14 protein-coding genes are annotated in these 15,243 nt (G+C 50.5%); 2 read left to right on the top strand and 12 right to left on the bottom strand.

Features of this window, described 5'->3' with window-relative positions:
* Positions 1–97 precede the first annotated feature (97 nt).
* The 8 genes from ACETK5_RS23980 to ACETK5_RS23945 form a co-directional block, all read right to left on the bottom strand.
* On the bottom strand, positions 98–334 hold the full coding sequence (locus tag ACETK5_RS23980) for a YneF family protein (protein ID WP_009594912.1): 237 nt from the start codon (positions 332–334) through the stop codon (positions 98–100).
* Positions 335–475: 141 nt separating this feature from the next.
* Positions 476–2,323, bottom strand: a complete 1,848-nt coding sequence (queG, locus tag ACETK5_RS23975) for a tRNA epoxyqueuosine(34) reductase QueG (RefSeq protein ID WP_394058265.1) — start codon at positions 2,321–2,323, stop codon at positions 476–478.
* Between the two features lie 43 nt (positions 2,324–2,366).
* Positions 2,367–2,969 (bottom strand): signal peptidase I, encoded by a 603-nt coding sequence (lepB, locus tag ACETK5_RS23970; RefSeq protein ID WP_100540182.1) that lies wholly within the window; start codon positions 2,967–2,969, stop codon positions 2,367–2,369.
* Positions 2,970–3,170: 201 nt separating this feature from the next.
* The gene (locus ACETK5_RS23965) at positions 3,171–3,596 is read right to left on the bottom strand and encodes a GNAT family N-acetyltransferase (RefSeq protein WP_100540181.1); all 426 of its coding nucleotides are present in this window, start codon (positions 3,594–3,596) and stop codon (positions 3,171–3,173) included.
* A gap of 436 nt (positions 3,597–4,032) precedes the next feature.
* The gene (locus ACETK5_RS23960) at positions 4,033–5,121 is read right to left on the bottom strand and encodes an efflux RND transporter periplasmic adaptor subunit (protein WP_394058262.1); all 1,089 of its coding nucleotides are present in this window, start codon (positions 5,119–5,121) and stop codon (positions 4,033–4,035) included.
* Positions 5,122–5,154: 33 nt separating this feature from the next.
* Positions 5,155–6,450, bottom strand: a complete 1,296-nt coding sequence (locus ACETK5_RS23955) for an ABC transporter permease (RefSeq protein ID WP_100540179.1) — start codon at positions 6,448–6,450, stop codon at positions 5,155–5,157.
* 50 nt (positions 6,451–6,500) lie between these two features.
* Positions 6,501–7,268 (bottom strand): ABC transporter ATP-binding protein, encoded by a 768-nt coding sequence (locus ACETK5_RS23950; protein ID WP_394058258.1) that lies wholly within the window; start codon positions 7,266–7,268, stop codon positions 6,501–6,503.
* 27 nt (positions 7,269–7,295) lie between these two features.
* The gene (locus ACETK5_RS23945) at positions 7,296–9,863 is read right to left on the bottom strand and encodes a hypothetical protein (RefSeq protein ID WP_394058256.1); all 2,568 of its coding nucleotides are present in this window, start codon (positions 9,861–9,863) and stop codon (positions 7,296–7,298) included.
* Positions 9,864–10,189: 326 nt separating this feature from the next.
* Between ACETK5_RS23945 and ACETK5_RS23940 the strand changes: the two genes are divergently transcribed.
* Positions 10,190–10,798, top strand: a complete 609-nt coding sequence (locus ACETK5_RS23940) for a superoxide dismutase (protein ID WP_100540176.1) — start codon at positions 10,190–10,192, stop codon at positions 10,796–10,798.
* 268 nt (positions 10,799–11,066) lie between these two features.
* Here the strand turns inward: ACETK5_RS23940 and mutY are convergent, their stop codons facing one another.
* Together mutY and acpS are read right to left on the bottom strand one after the other, a co-directional pair.
* Positions 11,067–12,215 carry an A/G-specific adenine glycosylase gene (mutY, locus tag ACETK5_RS23935; protein WP_326111967.1) on the bottom strand — a complete coding sequence of 383 codons (1,149 nt, stop codon included), beginning with the start codon at positions 12,213–12,215 and terminating at the stop codon, positions 11,067–11,069.
* Between the two features lie 24 nt (positions 12,216–12,239).
* The gene (gene acpS, locus ACETK5_RS23930; RefSeq protein WP_100540174.1) at positions 12,240–12,635 is read right to left on the bottom strand and encodes a holo-ACP synthase; all 396 of its coding nucleotides are present in this window, start codon (positions 12,633–12,635) and stop codon (positions 12,240–12,242) included.
* 190 nt (positions 12,636–12,825) lie between these two features.
* On the opposite strand from acpS, the gene ACETK5_RS23925 reads away from it, so the two are divergent.
* Entirely contained in the window at positions 12,826–13,377 is a 552-nt protein-coding gene (locus ACETK5_RS23925) for a dihydrofolate reductase family protein (RefSeq protein ID WP_100540173.1), read from the top strand.
* A 68-nt stretch (positions 13,378–13,445) separates the two neighbouring features.
* Here the strand turns inward: ACETK5_RS23925 and nadE are convergent, their stop codons facing one another.
* Together nadE and ACETK5_RS23915 are read right to left on the bottom strand one after the other, a co-directional pair.
* The gene (gene nadE, locus ACETK5_RS23920) at positions 13,446–14,255 is read right to left on the bottom strand and encodes an ammonia-dependent NAD(+) synthetase (protein ID WP_100540172.1); all 810 of its coding nucleotides are present in this window, start codon (positions 14,253–14,255) and stop codon (positions 13,446–13,448) included.
* 443 nt (positions 14,256–14,698) lie between these two features.
* The gene (locus ACETK5_RS23915; RefSeq protein ID WP_100540171.1) at positions 14,699–15,133 is read right to left on the bottom strand and encodes a BrxA/BrxB family bacilliredoxin; all 435 of its coding nucleotides are present in this window, start codon (positions 15,131–15,133) and stop codon (positions 14,699–14,701) included.
* Positions 15,134–15,243: the final 110 nt, after the last annotated feature.

Here is a 15,243-nt window from a genome sequence, read left to right as displayed (position 1 = left end):
GAAAAAGCAAACGGTTAACTTATAGCCGCTGTTAGCGGCCTTTTTAAATAGAAATGCCCCTCCGTCATTTCATTTAGACGGGAGCGGGCTTTTTTCATTATGATTTGCGTTTACGGCCTTGCCCTTTACCCGGCATAGGCTGATTTTTCATCATTTGCTGTGCGCGCTGCATTTGCTTGCTGTTCATGTTATAGCCCATTTGTTTTGCCATCTTCTGCAGCATTTGCGGATCGTTCTGCATCTTCTCCAATTGCTTGCGGAGATAAAATACGCCGATGAAAAATCCGCCAACCAGACCCACGATCAATGTAATAATCGGAATGACTATATCCATCACTTGACCACCTTCTACTATACTAATATCTACCATTTAATGGCGCATACACGAACCTATCATAGCATGTCCTTTTCGCCACAGCAAATGAAAATAACGGATACATGGCAGCAAGCCGCCCCAATTATGCACCTTGATCATTTATTGCCCATTCCGTCCCGGCATAACCCCTTCCAGGGTCAGCAGGATGCGCTTGATCTCCGGTCCGCCGGCATATCCGATCAAAGTACCGTCAGTACCAATCACCCGATGACACGGCACCACAATCGGCACCGGGTTTTTGTTGTTCGCACCGCCTACCGCCCGAACGGCTTTCGGACGACCGATGGATTCCGCTACATCCTTATAAGAACAAACATTTCCATAGGGAATGGATTTCAAAGCTTCCCATACCTGCAATTGGAATGACGTTCCGCGCATATCCAGCTTTATGTCAAACTCCTTCAACTCACCGGAAAAGTACTGTTTCAACTGCGATGTCATAGGAGCTAATCTTGCTTCATCGCGCTGATAACCGCCATTACCGGCCCAGGTCCGCGACCACTGCTGGATGACCGCTTCCTTCACATAAAAGCTGCCAAACTCAATCAGACAAAGGCCCTTCTCCGTTGCACAGACCGTCAAAGGTCCGATCGGTGATTGAATTTCATCGTAATACAAAATTTCCGGTCCTCCTTCAGGAATGGCCATCGGCTCAACTCCCTGAATAACAGGACTTTCAGGCTGGGCTTTCGTTCCCCCATTCGAAGAATCAGACGCTTTGTTGCTATTGTCGTCTGCGGCGGCTTGCGCTCCAGCAGATGACTCATTCTCATTTGGTTCAGACTTCAGTTTGTTCAAGGCTTGCTGCAGCATATTTCGTACTTGGGAATCCCCTTCTGATTTCATGCTTTTCTCTAAGTTGTTCAACGCTTCTTCGCCTCCAATACGGCCCAGAGCCCATGCAGCGGTTCCCCGCAGCTCCGGGCGCGGGTCTTTCAGCAGTACCTCGCTTAGCTTCGGCACAGCTGAACTATCTTTAAAGTTGCCAAGCGCGATGACAGCATTGCGCTGAATCGGCTTTCGGCCGCGCCAAGCCGCGGACGTATCTCCAAACGTTTCCTTGAATTCGCGGTTGCTCATATCCAGGATGGGCAGGAGCAGCGGCTTGGCTTTTTCAGGGTCGGGCTTGAAGTCCTCTTGATGAGTCCAATTCTTGCCCCGGTTCTTCGGACAAACAATTTGACAGGTATCACAGCCGTACAGCCGGTTACCGATCTTGCGCATGGCTTCTTCGTCCAGAAACCCTTTGGTCTGGGTTAGAAAAGAAACGCAGCGCTGGGCATTCAGCTGCCCGGGACCGACAAGCGCGCCGGTTGGGCAAGCGTCAATGCACTTGGTGCACTCCCCGCAGTCCTCGGTTACCGGCGTATCCGGCGGAAACGGAATATTGGTTACCATTTCGCCGAGGAATATCCAGGAACCGAACTTCGGAGAGATGATGGCGCAGTTCTTGGCGCTAAAGCCAATTCCGGCTCGCTGCGAAACCGCCCGGTCGACAAGCGCGCCCGTGTCCACCATGCTTTCAAGCTTCGCATCCGGCACGCGTTCTTTAATGTATTCCTCCAGACGGCTCATGGCCTCCCGGAGCACTTGATGATAATCCCTTCCCCAAGCGGACCGCGCCATAATCCCCCTGTACTTGCCAGGCTCCGATTTGGGCGGGTTCTCCATCTTGGAGTGGTACGTTATGGCAATGGCGATCAGGGACTTCGGCTCCGTACCGGGAAGGGCCGGAGTAACCCGCTTATCCAGATCCGACTCCTCAAAGCCCGACTCATACCCTTTATCCCGATGATTTTGCAAAATGCTCTTCAAGGATTCGAACGGCTCCGCCGAAGCGAAGCCAATATCATCAATGCCAAGCTCCGGCGCAACGGCCTTGAGCTCCTGCTTGAGCTCCTCCCATACCGAAGGCGGAGGAGCGTACGAGCCGAGTGTGTAGGTCATTCTCCAGCGCCTCCTTTCCTGGGATGATGTTCTGTCTTTTCAGCTACAGCTTTTTGATCTCGGACAACGGCCAGAATATAAATTCCGCCCTGCCGACGATGTCGCTTTCCTTCACGCTGCCGAACATGCGGCTGTCCTTGCTCTTTCCAAGATGGCGGTTATCTCCCATAACGAAGTAGCGGCCCTCTTCCAGGGTTATGGGCTCAAAGCCCGGGTCCTCGATCGGAACATCGGTATACCCTTCCTGCTGTGCAACTCCGTTCACGTACAGCTTCTGGTCCTTTACCTCAATGGTGTCCCCAGGTACGCCCACGACACGCTTTACAAGAAACTCCTTCTTATCCGGGCCATCACTCGGGTCCTTAAGCACAATGACATCGCCATGGCTCGGTTCGGAAAAGCGATATACCACTTTATTAATAAACAGCCGCTCCGATGCTACCAGCGTCGGCTGCATAGATTCACCTTTAACCATAGAAAGATTGAACACAAACATATTTAGGAGCACCATAATAACAAATGCAATCGCAATCGTCTTTACCCAATCCCAAAGCTCGGCAGCCCAGCCGTTCTTCTTGCCAGGTTGATTCTGAGGTCCGTTGTTCTCGCCATGCTCAGTTGAATCCGGAGAAATCACTTGTCCCATGCTACACCTACTTTACTTCGATTTCGCCTTCGGGTACCAAAGGCGGCACCTTCAAAAAAGGTACATTAATAGAAAAGCATATCTCCCACCCATTTGCAACGGCTGAAAGATATGCTTCATATCGAAAAAATGTCGTTTCTTATCTCTGTCGAAGCTTAAAGCCGCCGTTTGCGTCGCTCGTATGTACCGCTTATGTCATGACTACGATTGACCAAGGATACTGAGCTTCTGGAACGACCGCAGGATTTGGCTGGCACCGTATCCCATGGCTTCATAAAATGGCATGGCTGCGGCGTTGTGCTCGTCTCCGGCTACCATGATCCGACTGACTTTTCGTGATTGAAAACGCTGTTCCATTGCCGAAATCAAGGCTTTGCCAATCCCTTTTCTGCGATAGTCGGGATGAATGGCAATGCGGTAATAACAACCATGATTGCGCTCGATCGTACCGATTAAGGCACCAACGATTTCACCGTTTTCTTCAGCCACCATAATCAGATCGGAGTCCCAAGCAAGCTGCCTGGAGAAGGGCTCCATCGTGTTTTCGTAGCATTCTTCCGATAAAGCAATCTGCAGCAGCTCGGTTACGGGGTTACAGTCACTCAACTGAAAGGAACGAACATGCATTTCAAAATCTCCCTTTTCGTTAGCATGATGCGGTTTACCCGGTTTACAAAAATCTAGTATTCCGTTAACGCAAACCTGACATTTAGGTTACTACAAAAAACCCGAAAATCCTCTTTCCTTGTCCATTAAACCACATCTTTCTCGTAAATTCACGAGTTTTCTTCTGAAAGCGCTTTATATGAAGCGCTTTCATCTTTTTAGCTGGATAATATTCCATATTTTTGTGAAATGATAGGTTTGTTTCCTGCTGCTAAACCATTAGCTCACTGTTAAAATTACACCCATTAATTCCCAAGGTCTTTCTTCCTGATGGAGATCTATATTTTAATAAAACGGCCAGACTTTCCCAGCCCCGCCGTTAATAAAGCAAGCAAAAAAACAACAGCGTCCTCTCGGCAATGTGCCTTTGAGGAACGCTGTGTTTCGATCATGATATTTATTGAAGAACGACGGTGTCACCCGCTTTCAGCCCTGACAAAACCTCGACTTTATCCAGCGTCTGCAAGCCGGTCTCAATATCCTGCCGTTCAATCTGGCTGCCTCCCTTGTCCACCATGACATAGGAGGTGCCACCGTCCGTCATGACGGCAAGTTTAGGAACGACAACCGCCTTATCCTTCCGTTTGGTTACAATATCTCCGTTTAGCGTCAGCCCGCCGATCAAACGATCTTCCTTCGGCAGCGAGATGATCACCTTAAACTGTGGTGTCTGGGAAGTTTGCTTCTCCTGAGCCGTCGTCTCGGCAAATTTGGCCACCTCCAGCACCTTTCCCTTTAGCTTTAGATCCTTGATGGACGGCAGCTTTACTTCAACCGCCATGTCCGGCTTAATGCTGAATATATCGTTTTCCCCGACATATGCCACTAATCGAAGAGAATCCAGGTCGACGATTTTGCCGATATACTGGTTCGCCGTCACGGATTGCGGCCGCTGCTGCGTCGGATCGAACAGAAACAGGCCTGTTGCAGGCGATAGGTATGTAGCTTTCTTCAGCCTGTCATTCAAGTCGGCCAGCGTCTGGCGCTCAATATCGTTGGTAACCTCGTCCAGCTGACTGCTCAGCCGAGCATTCTCCTGGTCTGCCAGCATTTTAAGGCGCTCGGCCTCCGTTGCTAACGCCGGGGCGCTATCGAGGTCCTGATTTAACGTGAACTCCTTCAGCTCCTGCTCCAGCTTCCGCTTCTGCAGCTCGGCTTCCTTCTGCTGAAGCTGCTGGCGAATGGCCGTTTGCTCCAATTTAAAAAGCGCATCGCCTTTCTTGATCTGCTGGCCGTTCTCGACGTTCCATGACTCCACTTTCGCTTCAAAAGGTGCGTAGACATTGGTCTCCCGCCCATATTCGGACGTTCCCTTGACCTGCACGGTCGAGACGATGGTTTCCTCGGTTACGGGAAATGAGATGACCTGCGGCTCTTCCATCATGGGAATCTCGGGTTCTTTCGGTTTCACCTGTCCGTATCCCCAATATCCCACCAAGCCCAGCACGGCAACGATAACCGTCCATTTTATAATTTTTTTTATCATACCGATTTAGCTTCCTTTCCGAAACTCATTATCCTAATCCCGCTTGATGGCCAGAAGTGCATTCGTTCTAGCTGCACTGATCGCCGGATAGATCCCTGAGAAGATTCCGGTCATCACAGCGAATGCAATGCCGATAGGCAGCGTCTCCAGCGTAACCGCAATTTGCAGCCCTGACATGCCCGCCGAAGCCATAATGAATGAATTTAGCCCCTTGATGATCAAAAATGCGAATACGATGCCAAGCAATCCGCCAAGCAAACCGAGCAGGCTGGCTTCTACGATGAACATGTTGCGGATTTGCGGCATATTCGCCCCCAGGACCTTCATGATGCCGATTTGTCTACGGCGCTGATGCGTAGACATCGTCATCGCTACGATGATCGATATCGAGGCCAATAACAGGATAAATACGCCGATGCCGAGAGCAATCGCTTTGAAGGTATCCAATTGGGAAGCGACCTGATCACGCATGGCCAGATTGTCGCTCGCATTAAGCGCAAGCTTTGAGATCAAATCCTCGAGCGGTTTAATATTCTGCAGATCATCCACTTTGACGGTTAGATTATCGTATACCCGTTGTTTCGAAGCTGTCCCATTTTGCAAGTTCAAACTGTTTGTTAGCCATTCCGCCGTATCAAAGGAAATATAGGCCTGACGATCGTAGATCGCAAACTGGGCATCTCTCCCCGTAGGCACGTCCAGCACGCCTCCAACATAAAGCTGCGGGCTAAGCTGTTTCTTGTCAGCGTCCATCTGCTCCAGCTGAATATTTTTACCGTTCATTTCCGATACGGTGCTCTCATACATCTGATATTCTTCCCATATCTTCGGATTGTTGGGATCGGTATTGATCATATTCATCAATCTTTCGCTCGTCTCTGCATCCTTCCATCCGGTTGTTGCTCCGTAATTGAGCACCATAGCACCGATCTGATCAAGCGGACCGCCTTCCTTGAACCTGTTACCCTGCTCTTTGAGCTTTGACAGGTCCACGGCCACAACGTTAAAGCCGTCGTTGATTAGGTTGTCGGACGAAATGGCTTTAAAATACCCGAGTTGCTTGGTGGCTATAACGGATTTGACATGATCAAAGCCCTGAATCACCTGAACCTTATCATCCGTAAGCAATCCCCGGTCAGCTCCGACCGTGGGGCCGCTGCCTTCACCTTGCCCGCTTGAGCCCTGCGGAGTCACCGTAATTTCGTCAAGCTTCATGCCGCCTATAATTTCCGTCTCCAAATAATTCTGGGCACCGTTGCCAATGCTGATCGCTACGATAATAGCCGCGCATCCAATCGAAATACCGGTCATGCACAGGGCTGTCACCACTTTACGGCGTTTAATCTGTCCCCATGCCAGCCGTATGCTGTCTAAAATTATCAGCTGACCTCACCTGCCTCCTCCGCATGAACCGGGACCCCAGGCAGGGACGAGGGGGCGTTTGGCCCCCGTTGCCCTGCTGCTGGCGCTGTATAGTCCTCCGGCTGAACCAAATAACCGTCACGGAGCATAATCGTTTTTTTCATTTGAGCAGCGACTTCCATCTCATGGGTAACGATGACAAACGTCGTTTTCATGGACTCGTTCAGCGCCATCATGATTCGGATAATTTCCTCTTCCGTCTTGGTGTCCAGGTTGCCCGTCGGCTCGTCCGCAAAAATAACGGAAGGCTCGGTAATCAATGAGCGAGCAATACTGACGCGCTGCTGCTGTCCGCCTGACAGCTGGGACGGGTACAATGAAGCCTTATCGCCGATCCCCGTCATCTCCAGCAGCTCCATCGCTTTCTTGCGGCGCTTGGACGGAGAAACGGATTGAAAGACCAGGGGAAGCTCCACGTTTTCCCGAACCGTGAGCGTCGGGATCAGCTCATAGGCCTGAAAAATAAATCCGATATGCTTGCGCCGGAAGACTGCAAGCTTGTTTTCCCCGTATTTGACAATATCCTGATCGGCAATATAAATATGGCCTTCCGTCGGCTTCATTAGTCCTGCCATCAAGTTGAGCAGCGTGGACTTGCCCGACCCGGAACTGCCCAGCAGGGCAATCATCTCACCCTTCTGGACTTCAAACTGGATATGATGGAGCACTTTTAACACTTCGTTACCGTTCTTAAAGCTGTGCGATACATTTTCCAAACGCAACATGTTCGCTATTCCTTTCCGGTTCTTAATTTAACTCTCCTCGTCGGGAACTGCGGTAGGCGTGAATATCAGATTGTAGCTTTGGCTGCCGAGCGTGATACGCTCATTCTGGAATTCGTCCACCAGGGTTAAGTTAAACCAACCGCCGCGAAGTTTTTTGTATTGCTCATCCGACAGCTCCATCGACACCGACCGGGTACCTGGCACCTGGATATCGGTTCCTGGCGTGAGCGTACGCTCCTGTGTCTGCCCGAGGCTGTCCTTGATGATTAAAATCAGCTTGTGGCCGGAGTCCGCTGCAATGATGCTCTCGCTGCGTTTCACATCAAACGTGATATTCAGCGGAATGGAAGAACTGCCCTCCTGCAGATGTCCTACCGCTTTCGTAACCGAAACGTGGTAAGGATACCAATCGAGGTTCGTCAGTCCGGAGCTTACGGCTGGTCTGATCGGATTCAGCATCAATTTTTTCACGCCCATGACACCGGTAGCGTCTTTGCCCGTCTCCGCAAGCTTGCCTCCGGTCATTGCCGTACCCAGAGCAAGCCCCAGTTCGCTTGCAGCCCCCTTCGGCACTCTGGCCCAAAAGACGATCGACTGCTTGGACCCCGGCTGAAGCGAGGCTTCCGGCTGAATGGTTTCCGCTTCATAGATCTTGCCATCCGTGCTTTGGAAATACCCCTTCAGCACCGCTGCTTGAACGCGGCGCTGTTCATTGCTGGTCAGCAAGAACTCGGAATAGACAATGTCGGAGTCCAGGCCTTCATAGATGACCGTCCGCCGTTCCTGCGCCTCTGCGCGCTTACCAATCGCGGTAACTGTATACGGCTTCCCTTTCTCCAATGTGCTGATCGACTGCGTCATGCCTGACGTGGTCATGGTAAGGAACGACGTTTTGGCTGTATCCTGCTGCGTAAACAGCTCGAAGCGGAGCGAACGGATATCCTTGGTATATGGGATCCGAGCCATGACATACACCTCGGTTGATGACCCCGGGGCAATCAGGGAACCCTGCTCCTCCGCAATAACTTCCGAACCGGCCAGAGTTGTCTTTTCGTCCGCTGTGACGTTCACTTTAAGCTCAGGCAGCGGCAGCGATTTGGATTCCTGAGTATTCCGCAGACGCAGCTTCGCAACGATCAGATCCTGATCCTGCCATGGCAGACGCTGCATGGATTCCAGCGTGTATGCAAATCCTTTCGCCGTCTGCGCATCGTACTCCACGCCAATCGATGATTTGCGTTCCGTTTGATAAGGGATGGCAAAGTATGCAATCGGCAGGGTCAACGACTCCTGGACCTCGACGGTCGACTCACCGCCAGGTTCATCCGAGTTCGCCGGCGGTTTGGATGAGCCGACTGGGCCAGATGCCCCGATCATTTGCAGCTTCAACCGGTCCTGCTTGAGATCAAGCGGAAGCGTTATTTCCATTACCATCGTTTTCTCTTCCCCGGGACGGAGCGTCAAACCCGCTTTGTTATCCGGGGTATAAGGATGGAAAGTGCCTTCGGATGCTTTAATTGCATACTCGTAGGCCGGAACCTCCACCGATTTTTTCCCTTTGTTCTTGAAGGCCATCTCGATATTCCATATGCCCTGTCCCCCGGCGGCGCGCAGCGAAGCTTGGCGGATTCTGGCATCGACCGGAATGCCCTTGATGGTCAACTTCTTGGCCGCGCCAGCCGCGACATCCCACTTTGGAGCTGTTGCCGCAGGGAGCTTGAAGGATGCGACCGGCAAAGACAGCTTCAGCGTTTCATCGTTTTCGGTCCACAAGAAACGCAAACCCGCCGTTTTAAGATAGGAGGGAACTTCCGTTATGTAATAAACAAGTTTCTTTTCTTTCGGCTGAACAGGCACACCCTCGGCCCCTGCCTCATGACGCAGAGGGAATGAGCTGCCGCTTGCCGTCACCAAGTACGGTTCGAACCCCCGGTCATTCCATACCTTTCCGCCATGGTTCGTCATATACATCCCGACTTTGGCGATGACTTTGCCGTCATACTTGATGATCTCCAGCGATTCAGCCTGTACGGTAACCGGCGTGCCGCCCAGATTCAGTTTGGAGGTCAAGCCGGATGGTACGGCTGCTGAATAGTTGGCGGGCATTCTGTACGTTCCGACACGCTGCAGGTAGCCTTTGACTTGCGGATTCCATACATCCATCACCAGCTTCATGCCGGACAAGGAGCTGCTGTCGGTTTTCGCATAATAGGTTACACTCAGGCTTTGCCCGGGTTCTACCTTCTTCTTGGCCAGATCCTTGGAAATGGGATTGGCTGCCGTCACGGAACCGCCGGGAAGCACCACCTTGGGAAAATAAGATACCAGACGCGCTGCGCTTTTCCCCCCGTTTTTATAAGTCAGTGTAAATACCGCCACATTCGTACCGGTTTGCTGCCATACGTCGGCATGGTCAAGCTTTGCCGTGACGTTGTTGCCAAGTTTCACGCTCCAGGCCAGCGCTGCACCCTTCTGCGCATTCGACTTCGTGATTTGCGATGGCTGCGTCTTAGATGCCGCAGCTTCCACTTGCGGTGCCGCAGCCAGAATGGCAGCCATCAGAATGGCAGTCACTCTGAACTTTGTACTATTCATGTTATGTACCGACTCCTTTCTACCTCGACATATCCCTTCTATATCGACGTTTCGATCATAGATTTGTTCAAGACTATATATATAACGACAAGTTTCACAGAAAAGTTTTCCATTATTATTCATTGCGCTGAAACAACTTTCCATCGTGCAATAAATCAGCCCTCTCGGACTTTTCAAACATAAAAGTTGATTTAATCACCCAAAACGGTTTAATATATGTAGTGTAGCCGGATTACATATTCCATTGCTCCGGGATGATAAAGACTTCCTGATGAAGGAAGACCTTTCATCATAACCAAAAACTAAATTTACAGGAGGTTTTTACTATGGCATTTCAATTACCAGCACTTCCTTACGCAAACGACGCGCTCGAGCCTCATATCGACGCACAAACGATGGAGATCCACCATGATCGCCACCATAATACCTACGTAACCAACTTGAACGCTGCTCTTGAGAACGCTCCTGAGCTTCAAGGGAAATCCCTTGAGGATCTGATCGCTAACCTTGACGCTGTACCGGAAAGCATCCGCACAGCGGTTCGCAACAACGGCGGCGGCCATGCTAACCACTCCCTGTTCTGGGAAGTTATCGGACCAAACGGCGGCGGACAACCGACTGGCGCATTGGCTGATGCTATCAACAGCGAGCTGGGCGGCTTCGATAAATTCAAAGAAGATTTCGCAAAAGCGGCTACAACTCGTTTCGGCAGTGGCTGGGCTTGGCTCGTTGTTAAAGACGGCAAACTGGCAGTAACCAGCACGCCGAACCAAGACAGCCCGATCATGGAAGGTCAAACTCCTCTCCTCGGCCTGGACGTTTGGGAGCATGCTTACTACCTGAAATATCAAAACAAACGCCCTGATTACATCTCCGCATTCTGGAATGTAGTGAACTGGGAAGAAGTCGGCAAACGTTACGATAACGCGAAATAATATCGCTTAACTAAAAACCGATATCATACCAAAAAGGCTGCTTTCAGCTGTAGACCCTGTCTACCGCTAAAGCAGCCTTTTTCTATCACTATTTCATGCTGTTACGTGTTATTTACCGCTACTGCAGGGTTAGACCCATAATGGCGTTCGACACCCCGATGCCAAAAATGTAAAGAAGCGCATTCTTCCAGCTATGCAAAGCTCCACTACTCCTTACGAGCCATTCCGTTTCATCATTATATCCCCCATTACATGGGAAATTACGGCTTTAAGATGAGAAATACGAGTTCAAAATCCGAATGAACACATTCGGAAATGCGTAGCGTTCCATGTCGTGAACGTGAATCCAGCGAAAGTTCTCTTCGCCTGTCTCATACGCCGCTGCACTCTCGGCTGCTTGCAGGGCTGCCGGCGGCACATCCTGCCACTTACAGCGGTACACGCCCATATTCCATTGAATATGGCTAAAGGTATGCTCGGCGTCCATCACATGGCCGATCGGCAGGACCGGAACTCCTTCCTCCAGCAAGGCATCCCTCAAGCGGCTCATTGCCGTCTCCTTGGACATCACGGCCGGAACGCCGCTCCCCTCGGTCGATACAATCACATGCGGCAGCTCCCACATCCCTGCCAATAAACCGGTCGATGGACGCTTGCGGATCAGAATCTTCCCTTCATGCACGCCGGTGCCCTCTACGATCGCCGTAAGGCGGTGTTCGGGACGCGGCGGCTTGGCCTTCGTCTTAATAGGAAGAGACTCCTCTTTGCCCTCAAGACGCGCTGTACAATGCTCCATCACCGGGCATACCAGACATTTGGGCGATTTCGGCGTACATATTAACGCCCCCAGTTCCATCAACGCCTGGGTGAAATCCGAGGCTCGACCGTCCGGAACCAGCGTCAGCACCAGCTCCTCCATCTTGGTGCGGGTTTTCACCTTCATAATATCTTCTTCAATCAAAAAATAGCGGGACAGCACGCGCATCACGTTGCCGTCCACTGCTGCGGCAGGAATGTTGAATGCGATGCTGCGAATGGCGCCCGAGGTATAAGGACCAATGCCCTTAAGTCCCGACACTTCATCTTTTCCGCTCGGCATAACGCCCCCATACTGCTCTGTCACTTGCCTTGCGGCTGCCTGAAGATTGCGTGCCCGGGAATAATAGCCGAGGCCCTCCCAGCATTTCAATACATCGTCCTCCGGCGCATCCGCAAGCGACTGAATCGTTGGAAACCGCTCGATAAACCGGTGGAAATACGGGATTACCGTGTCCACCCGGGTCTGCTGCAGCATAATTTCAGATACCCATATATAGTAGGGATCGCGATGCCTGCGCCATGGCAAATCCCTTTTGTTGATCTCATACCAATTCAGCAGCTCGTGGCTGAAGTATGGTTTGTGTTCCGTATTATGCATCTATAAAAATCTCCTTCGTCATCCTTACTTTATCTTCTCAACCACAGCGAAAGCGGAAGCCAGCGTGGCCTGATGCGAAATCGTCAGATGAATCGCATAATGTGCGGACTCTTCCATTCCGAGACGGTCCCAGGCTTCCCGTGATAGACGGGTCTCAGGCCTGCCAAGAGCACCTGGCAGCACTTCGATATCACGGAACCCGATTACACCCCCGATTCCGGAGCCGAAGGCTTTGGATATCGCTTCTTTGGCAGCAAAGCGCCCGGCAACAAACTCCGTCCGTTTCGCCCCCTTGCCGGCCGCGATGACCTGCTCGTCCTGCGTAAGCACGCGCTTCATGAACCTCTCGCCATGCGGGCCTGTCATCAACATCTCCATTCGCTTCATGTCCAGCACGTCATGTCCGATTCCGTAGATCACAATCGTTCGCTCTCCTTCATGGATCCAGTCTTCCTGTCCAAAAAATATACTCCTACTTATTGTATCAGTCGATGTACGTCAACGCGAGACCAACGGTGTTACAACACCATGAATTAAATAAGTTTGTTGTATTTCAAATTTTATCCATATAGACTGTACAAAATAGCATAACTTAAGGGGGAATCATGTTATGGGTTCATTGATTTATCACGTTGCCGTTTCGCTTGACTCTTTTATCGCCGATCAAGCCATGATGGATGGAAGAATCGACCACACCCTCTTTTTATTCGACGGGGAACATGTTCCGGACTTCTTGGCCGACATTCAGGAGTTTGAGGCTGTACTGATGGGCGGTAAAACGTATGAGTTTGGATTTAAGATGGGCGCTAAGCCGGGAGAGCCTGGTTACAAAGGACTCAAGCATTATATATTCTCACGGTCATTAGAATTCGAATCCAATGATGAAGTTGAACTAGTCAAGGAGGACGCCGTCCCGTACATCCATAATCTCAAACAACAGACGGACGGCAAGCTGTGGCTGTGCGGTGGCGGAGAATTAGCAGGAAGCCTGCTTCAGCATCAACTGATCGATCAGCTTGTATTGAAGGTGAACCCGGTAATGGTTGGTGACGGCGTTCCGTTGTTCGGCAGTGTCAAGCCGCGACTAAGACTCGAACTGGTCGATATGAAGCAATATGCCAACGGCGTTCTCAAACCGACCTATAATATTATGTATACCTAGTGCCTCGCTAAATAAAAAGCCTTCCGGAGGGGATTCTCCGGAAGGCTTTATGCTTGGGAATTCGTATGTTAGATGCCTGGAATCGTATTGCGCTTGTGCGCGGTTTTGACGTAATAACTCTCGAGCTTCTGCTGAACATCAGGGTTGATCGTCTTGCCTTCCAGATAATCGCTGTTATCCTCGTAGCTGATTCCGAGCTCTTTCTCGTCCGTCTGACCTTCCCAAAGGCCGGCAGAAGGCGCTTTGTCCAGAATCGATTGCGGAACCCCCAAATAGGATGCGAGCATACGGACCTGACGCTTGTTCAGGGAACTCAGCGGCGTAATATCCACTGCTCCATCGCCCCACTTAGTATAGAAGCCGGTAATCGCCTCGGAAGCATGATCCGTGCCGACAACGATCAAATTTTGTTCGAATGCCAACGCATATTGTACCACCATACGCACTCTGGCTTTCACATTGCCTTTACCGGGAATGCTCATATGCTTATGGACGCCGATATTTTTCAGGCCGTGCTCAACCTCTAGAGCAACCTCGTTCACGGCTTCCTCGATATTGGTCTCGACGGTATATTTCAAATCGAAGGCTTTCGCCGTCGCGTAGCTGTCGGAAATATCAGCCTGCTCGCCGTATGGCTGGAACACCCCGAGTGTCTTGTATTCCTTACCGGTCTCCTCTGTAAGCTCGTCAGTAGCCCGCTTGCACAGACCGGCAGCCACAGCGGAATCAATCCCGCCGCTAATCGCGATCAGCAGTCCGGAAGTGCCCGAGTTCTTTACATAGGTTTTCAGAAAATCAACGCGCTTGCGTACCTCTTCCTCCACATTAATGGTAGGTTTGACACCCAGTTCTGCGATAATTTGTTCTTGTAGGCTCATGATATATGACTCCTTTCAGTATGTTCTCTCTTTCTGAAGTACTTCATTCACTATCGACGTACTTTCTTAGAAGACAGACCGCATTTAGCGGAAATTTTTCTTGCGATATAGAATTTCATCAGCGTAGCTGATAACTTATAAATTCTATATCTATAACAAAAACGTCTATCGACGTACTTTCTTAGAAGACAGACCGCATTTAGCGGAAATTTTTCTTGCGATATAGAATTTCATCAGCGTAGCTGATAACTTATAAATTCTATATCTATAACAAAAACGTCTATCGACGTACTTTCTCAGAAGACAGACCGCATTTAGCGGAAATTTTTCTTGCGATATAGAATTTCATCAGCGTAGCTGATAACTTATAAATTCTATATCTATAACAAAAGCCCCGCGGCTTCGGAATATGCCGAATGCTTCGGGGCCTATGTAACTGCCGATTACTGGCAGTAGCGATTGAATGCGTCGGTCAAATCCGCCGCGATTTCTTCTGCAGAACGATTCTCCACTTGATGACGCTCGATAAAGTGCACCAATTCCCCGTCCTTCAGCAGAGCAATCGATGGGGAGGATGGAGGATACGGAGCAAAATACTCGCGGGCTTTAGCCGTTGCTTCCTTATCCTGTCCGGCAAACACGGTAAACAAATGATCCGGCTTCACCTGGTTCTCAAGCGCTTTGGCTACTCCTGGACGCGCTTGCCCTGCTGCGCAGCCGCATACGGAGTTTACAACGACCAGCGTTGTGCCTTTCGCTGCTGGAAGCACTTCCTCCACCTCTTCTGGTGTCGTCAGTTCCTTAATTCCCAGGCTGGTCAGCTCATCCCGCATCGGTTGAACCATATCGCGCATATATCGGTCAAAAGACATACCCATAACTGCTTCACTCCTTATATAAACAAGATTGTTCGAATTATAACAGCTCATCGATATCTATATTATACAATCCTAAAGAGTGAAAGCAAGAAAATACAAAACGAGCAGCA

This window comes from Paenibacillus ilasis (genome assembly GCF_043195395.1).
Taxonomy (GTDB): Bacteria; Bacillota; Bacilli; order Paenibacillales; family Paenibacillaceae; genus Paenibacillus_AQ; species Paenibacillus_AQ lautus.
This window is presented reverse-complemented; position numbering and strand designations above follow the sequence as displayed.

Coding starts and splice junctions, on each gene's coding strand:
- ACETK5_RS23980 (WP_009594912.1), bottom strand. CDS start 334: ATGGATATAGTCATTCCGATTATTACATTGATCGTGGGTCTGGTTGGC.
- queG (WP_394058265.1), bottom strand. CDS start 2,323: ATGACCTACACACTCGGCTCGTACGCTCCTCCGCCTTCGGTATGGGAG.
- lepB (WP_100540182.1), bottom strand. CDS start 2,969: ATGGGACAAGTGATTTCTCCGGATTCAACTGAGCATGGCGAGAACAAC.
- ACETK5_RS23965 (WP_100540181.1), bottom strand. CDS start 3,596: ATGCATGTTCGTTCCTTTCAGTTGAGTGACTGTAACCCCGTAACCGAG.
- ACETK5_RS23960 (WP_394058262.1), bottom strand. CDS start 5,121: ATGATAAAAAAAATTATAAAATGGACGGTTATCGTTGCCGTGCTGGGC.
- ACETK5_RS23950 (WP_394058258.1), bottom strand. CDS start 7,268: ATGTTGCGTTTGGAAAATGTATCGCACAGCTTTAAGAACGGTAACGAA.
- ACETK5_RS23945 (WP_394058256.1), bottom strand. CDS start 9,863: ATGAATAGTACAAAGTTCAGAGTGACTGCCATTCTGATGGCTGCCATT.
- ACETK5_RS23940 (WP_100540176.1), top strand. CDS start 10,190: ATGGCATTTCAATTACCAGCACTTCCTTACGCAAACGACGCGCTCGAG.
- mutY (WP_326111967.1), bottom strand. CDS start 12,215: ATGCATAATACGGAACACAAACCATACTTCAGCCACGAGCTGCTGAAT.
- ACETK5_RS23925 (WP_100540173.1), top strand. CDS start 12,826: ATGGGTTCATTGATTTATCACGTTGCCGTTTCGCTTGACTCTTTTATC.
- nadE (WP_100540172.1), bottom strand. CDS start 14,255: ATGAGCCTACAAGAACAAATTATCGCAGAACTGGGTGTCAAACCTACC.
- ACETK5_RS23915 (WP_100540171.1), bottom strand. CDS start 15,133: ATGGGTATGTCTTTTGACCGATATATGCGCGATATGGTTCAACCGATG.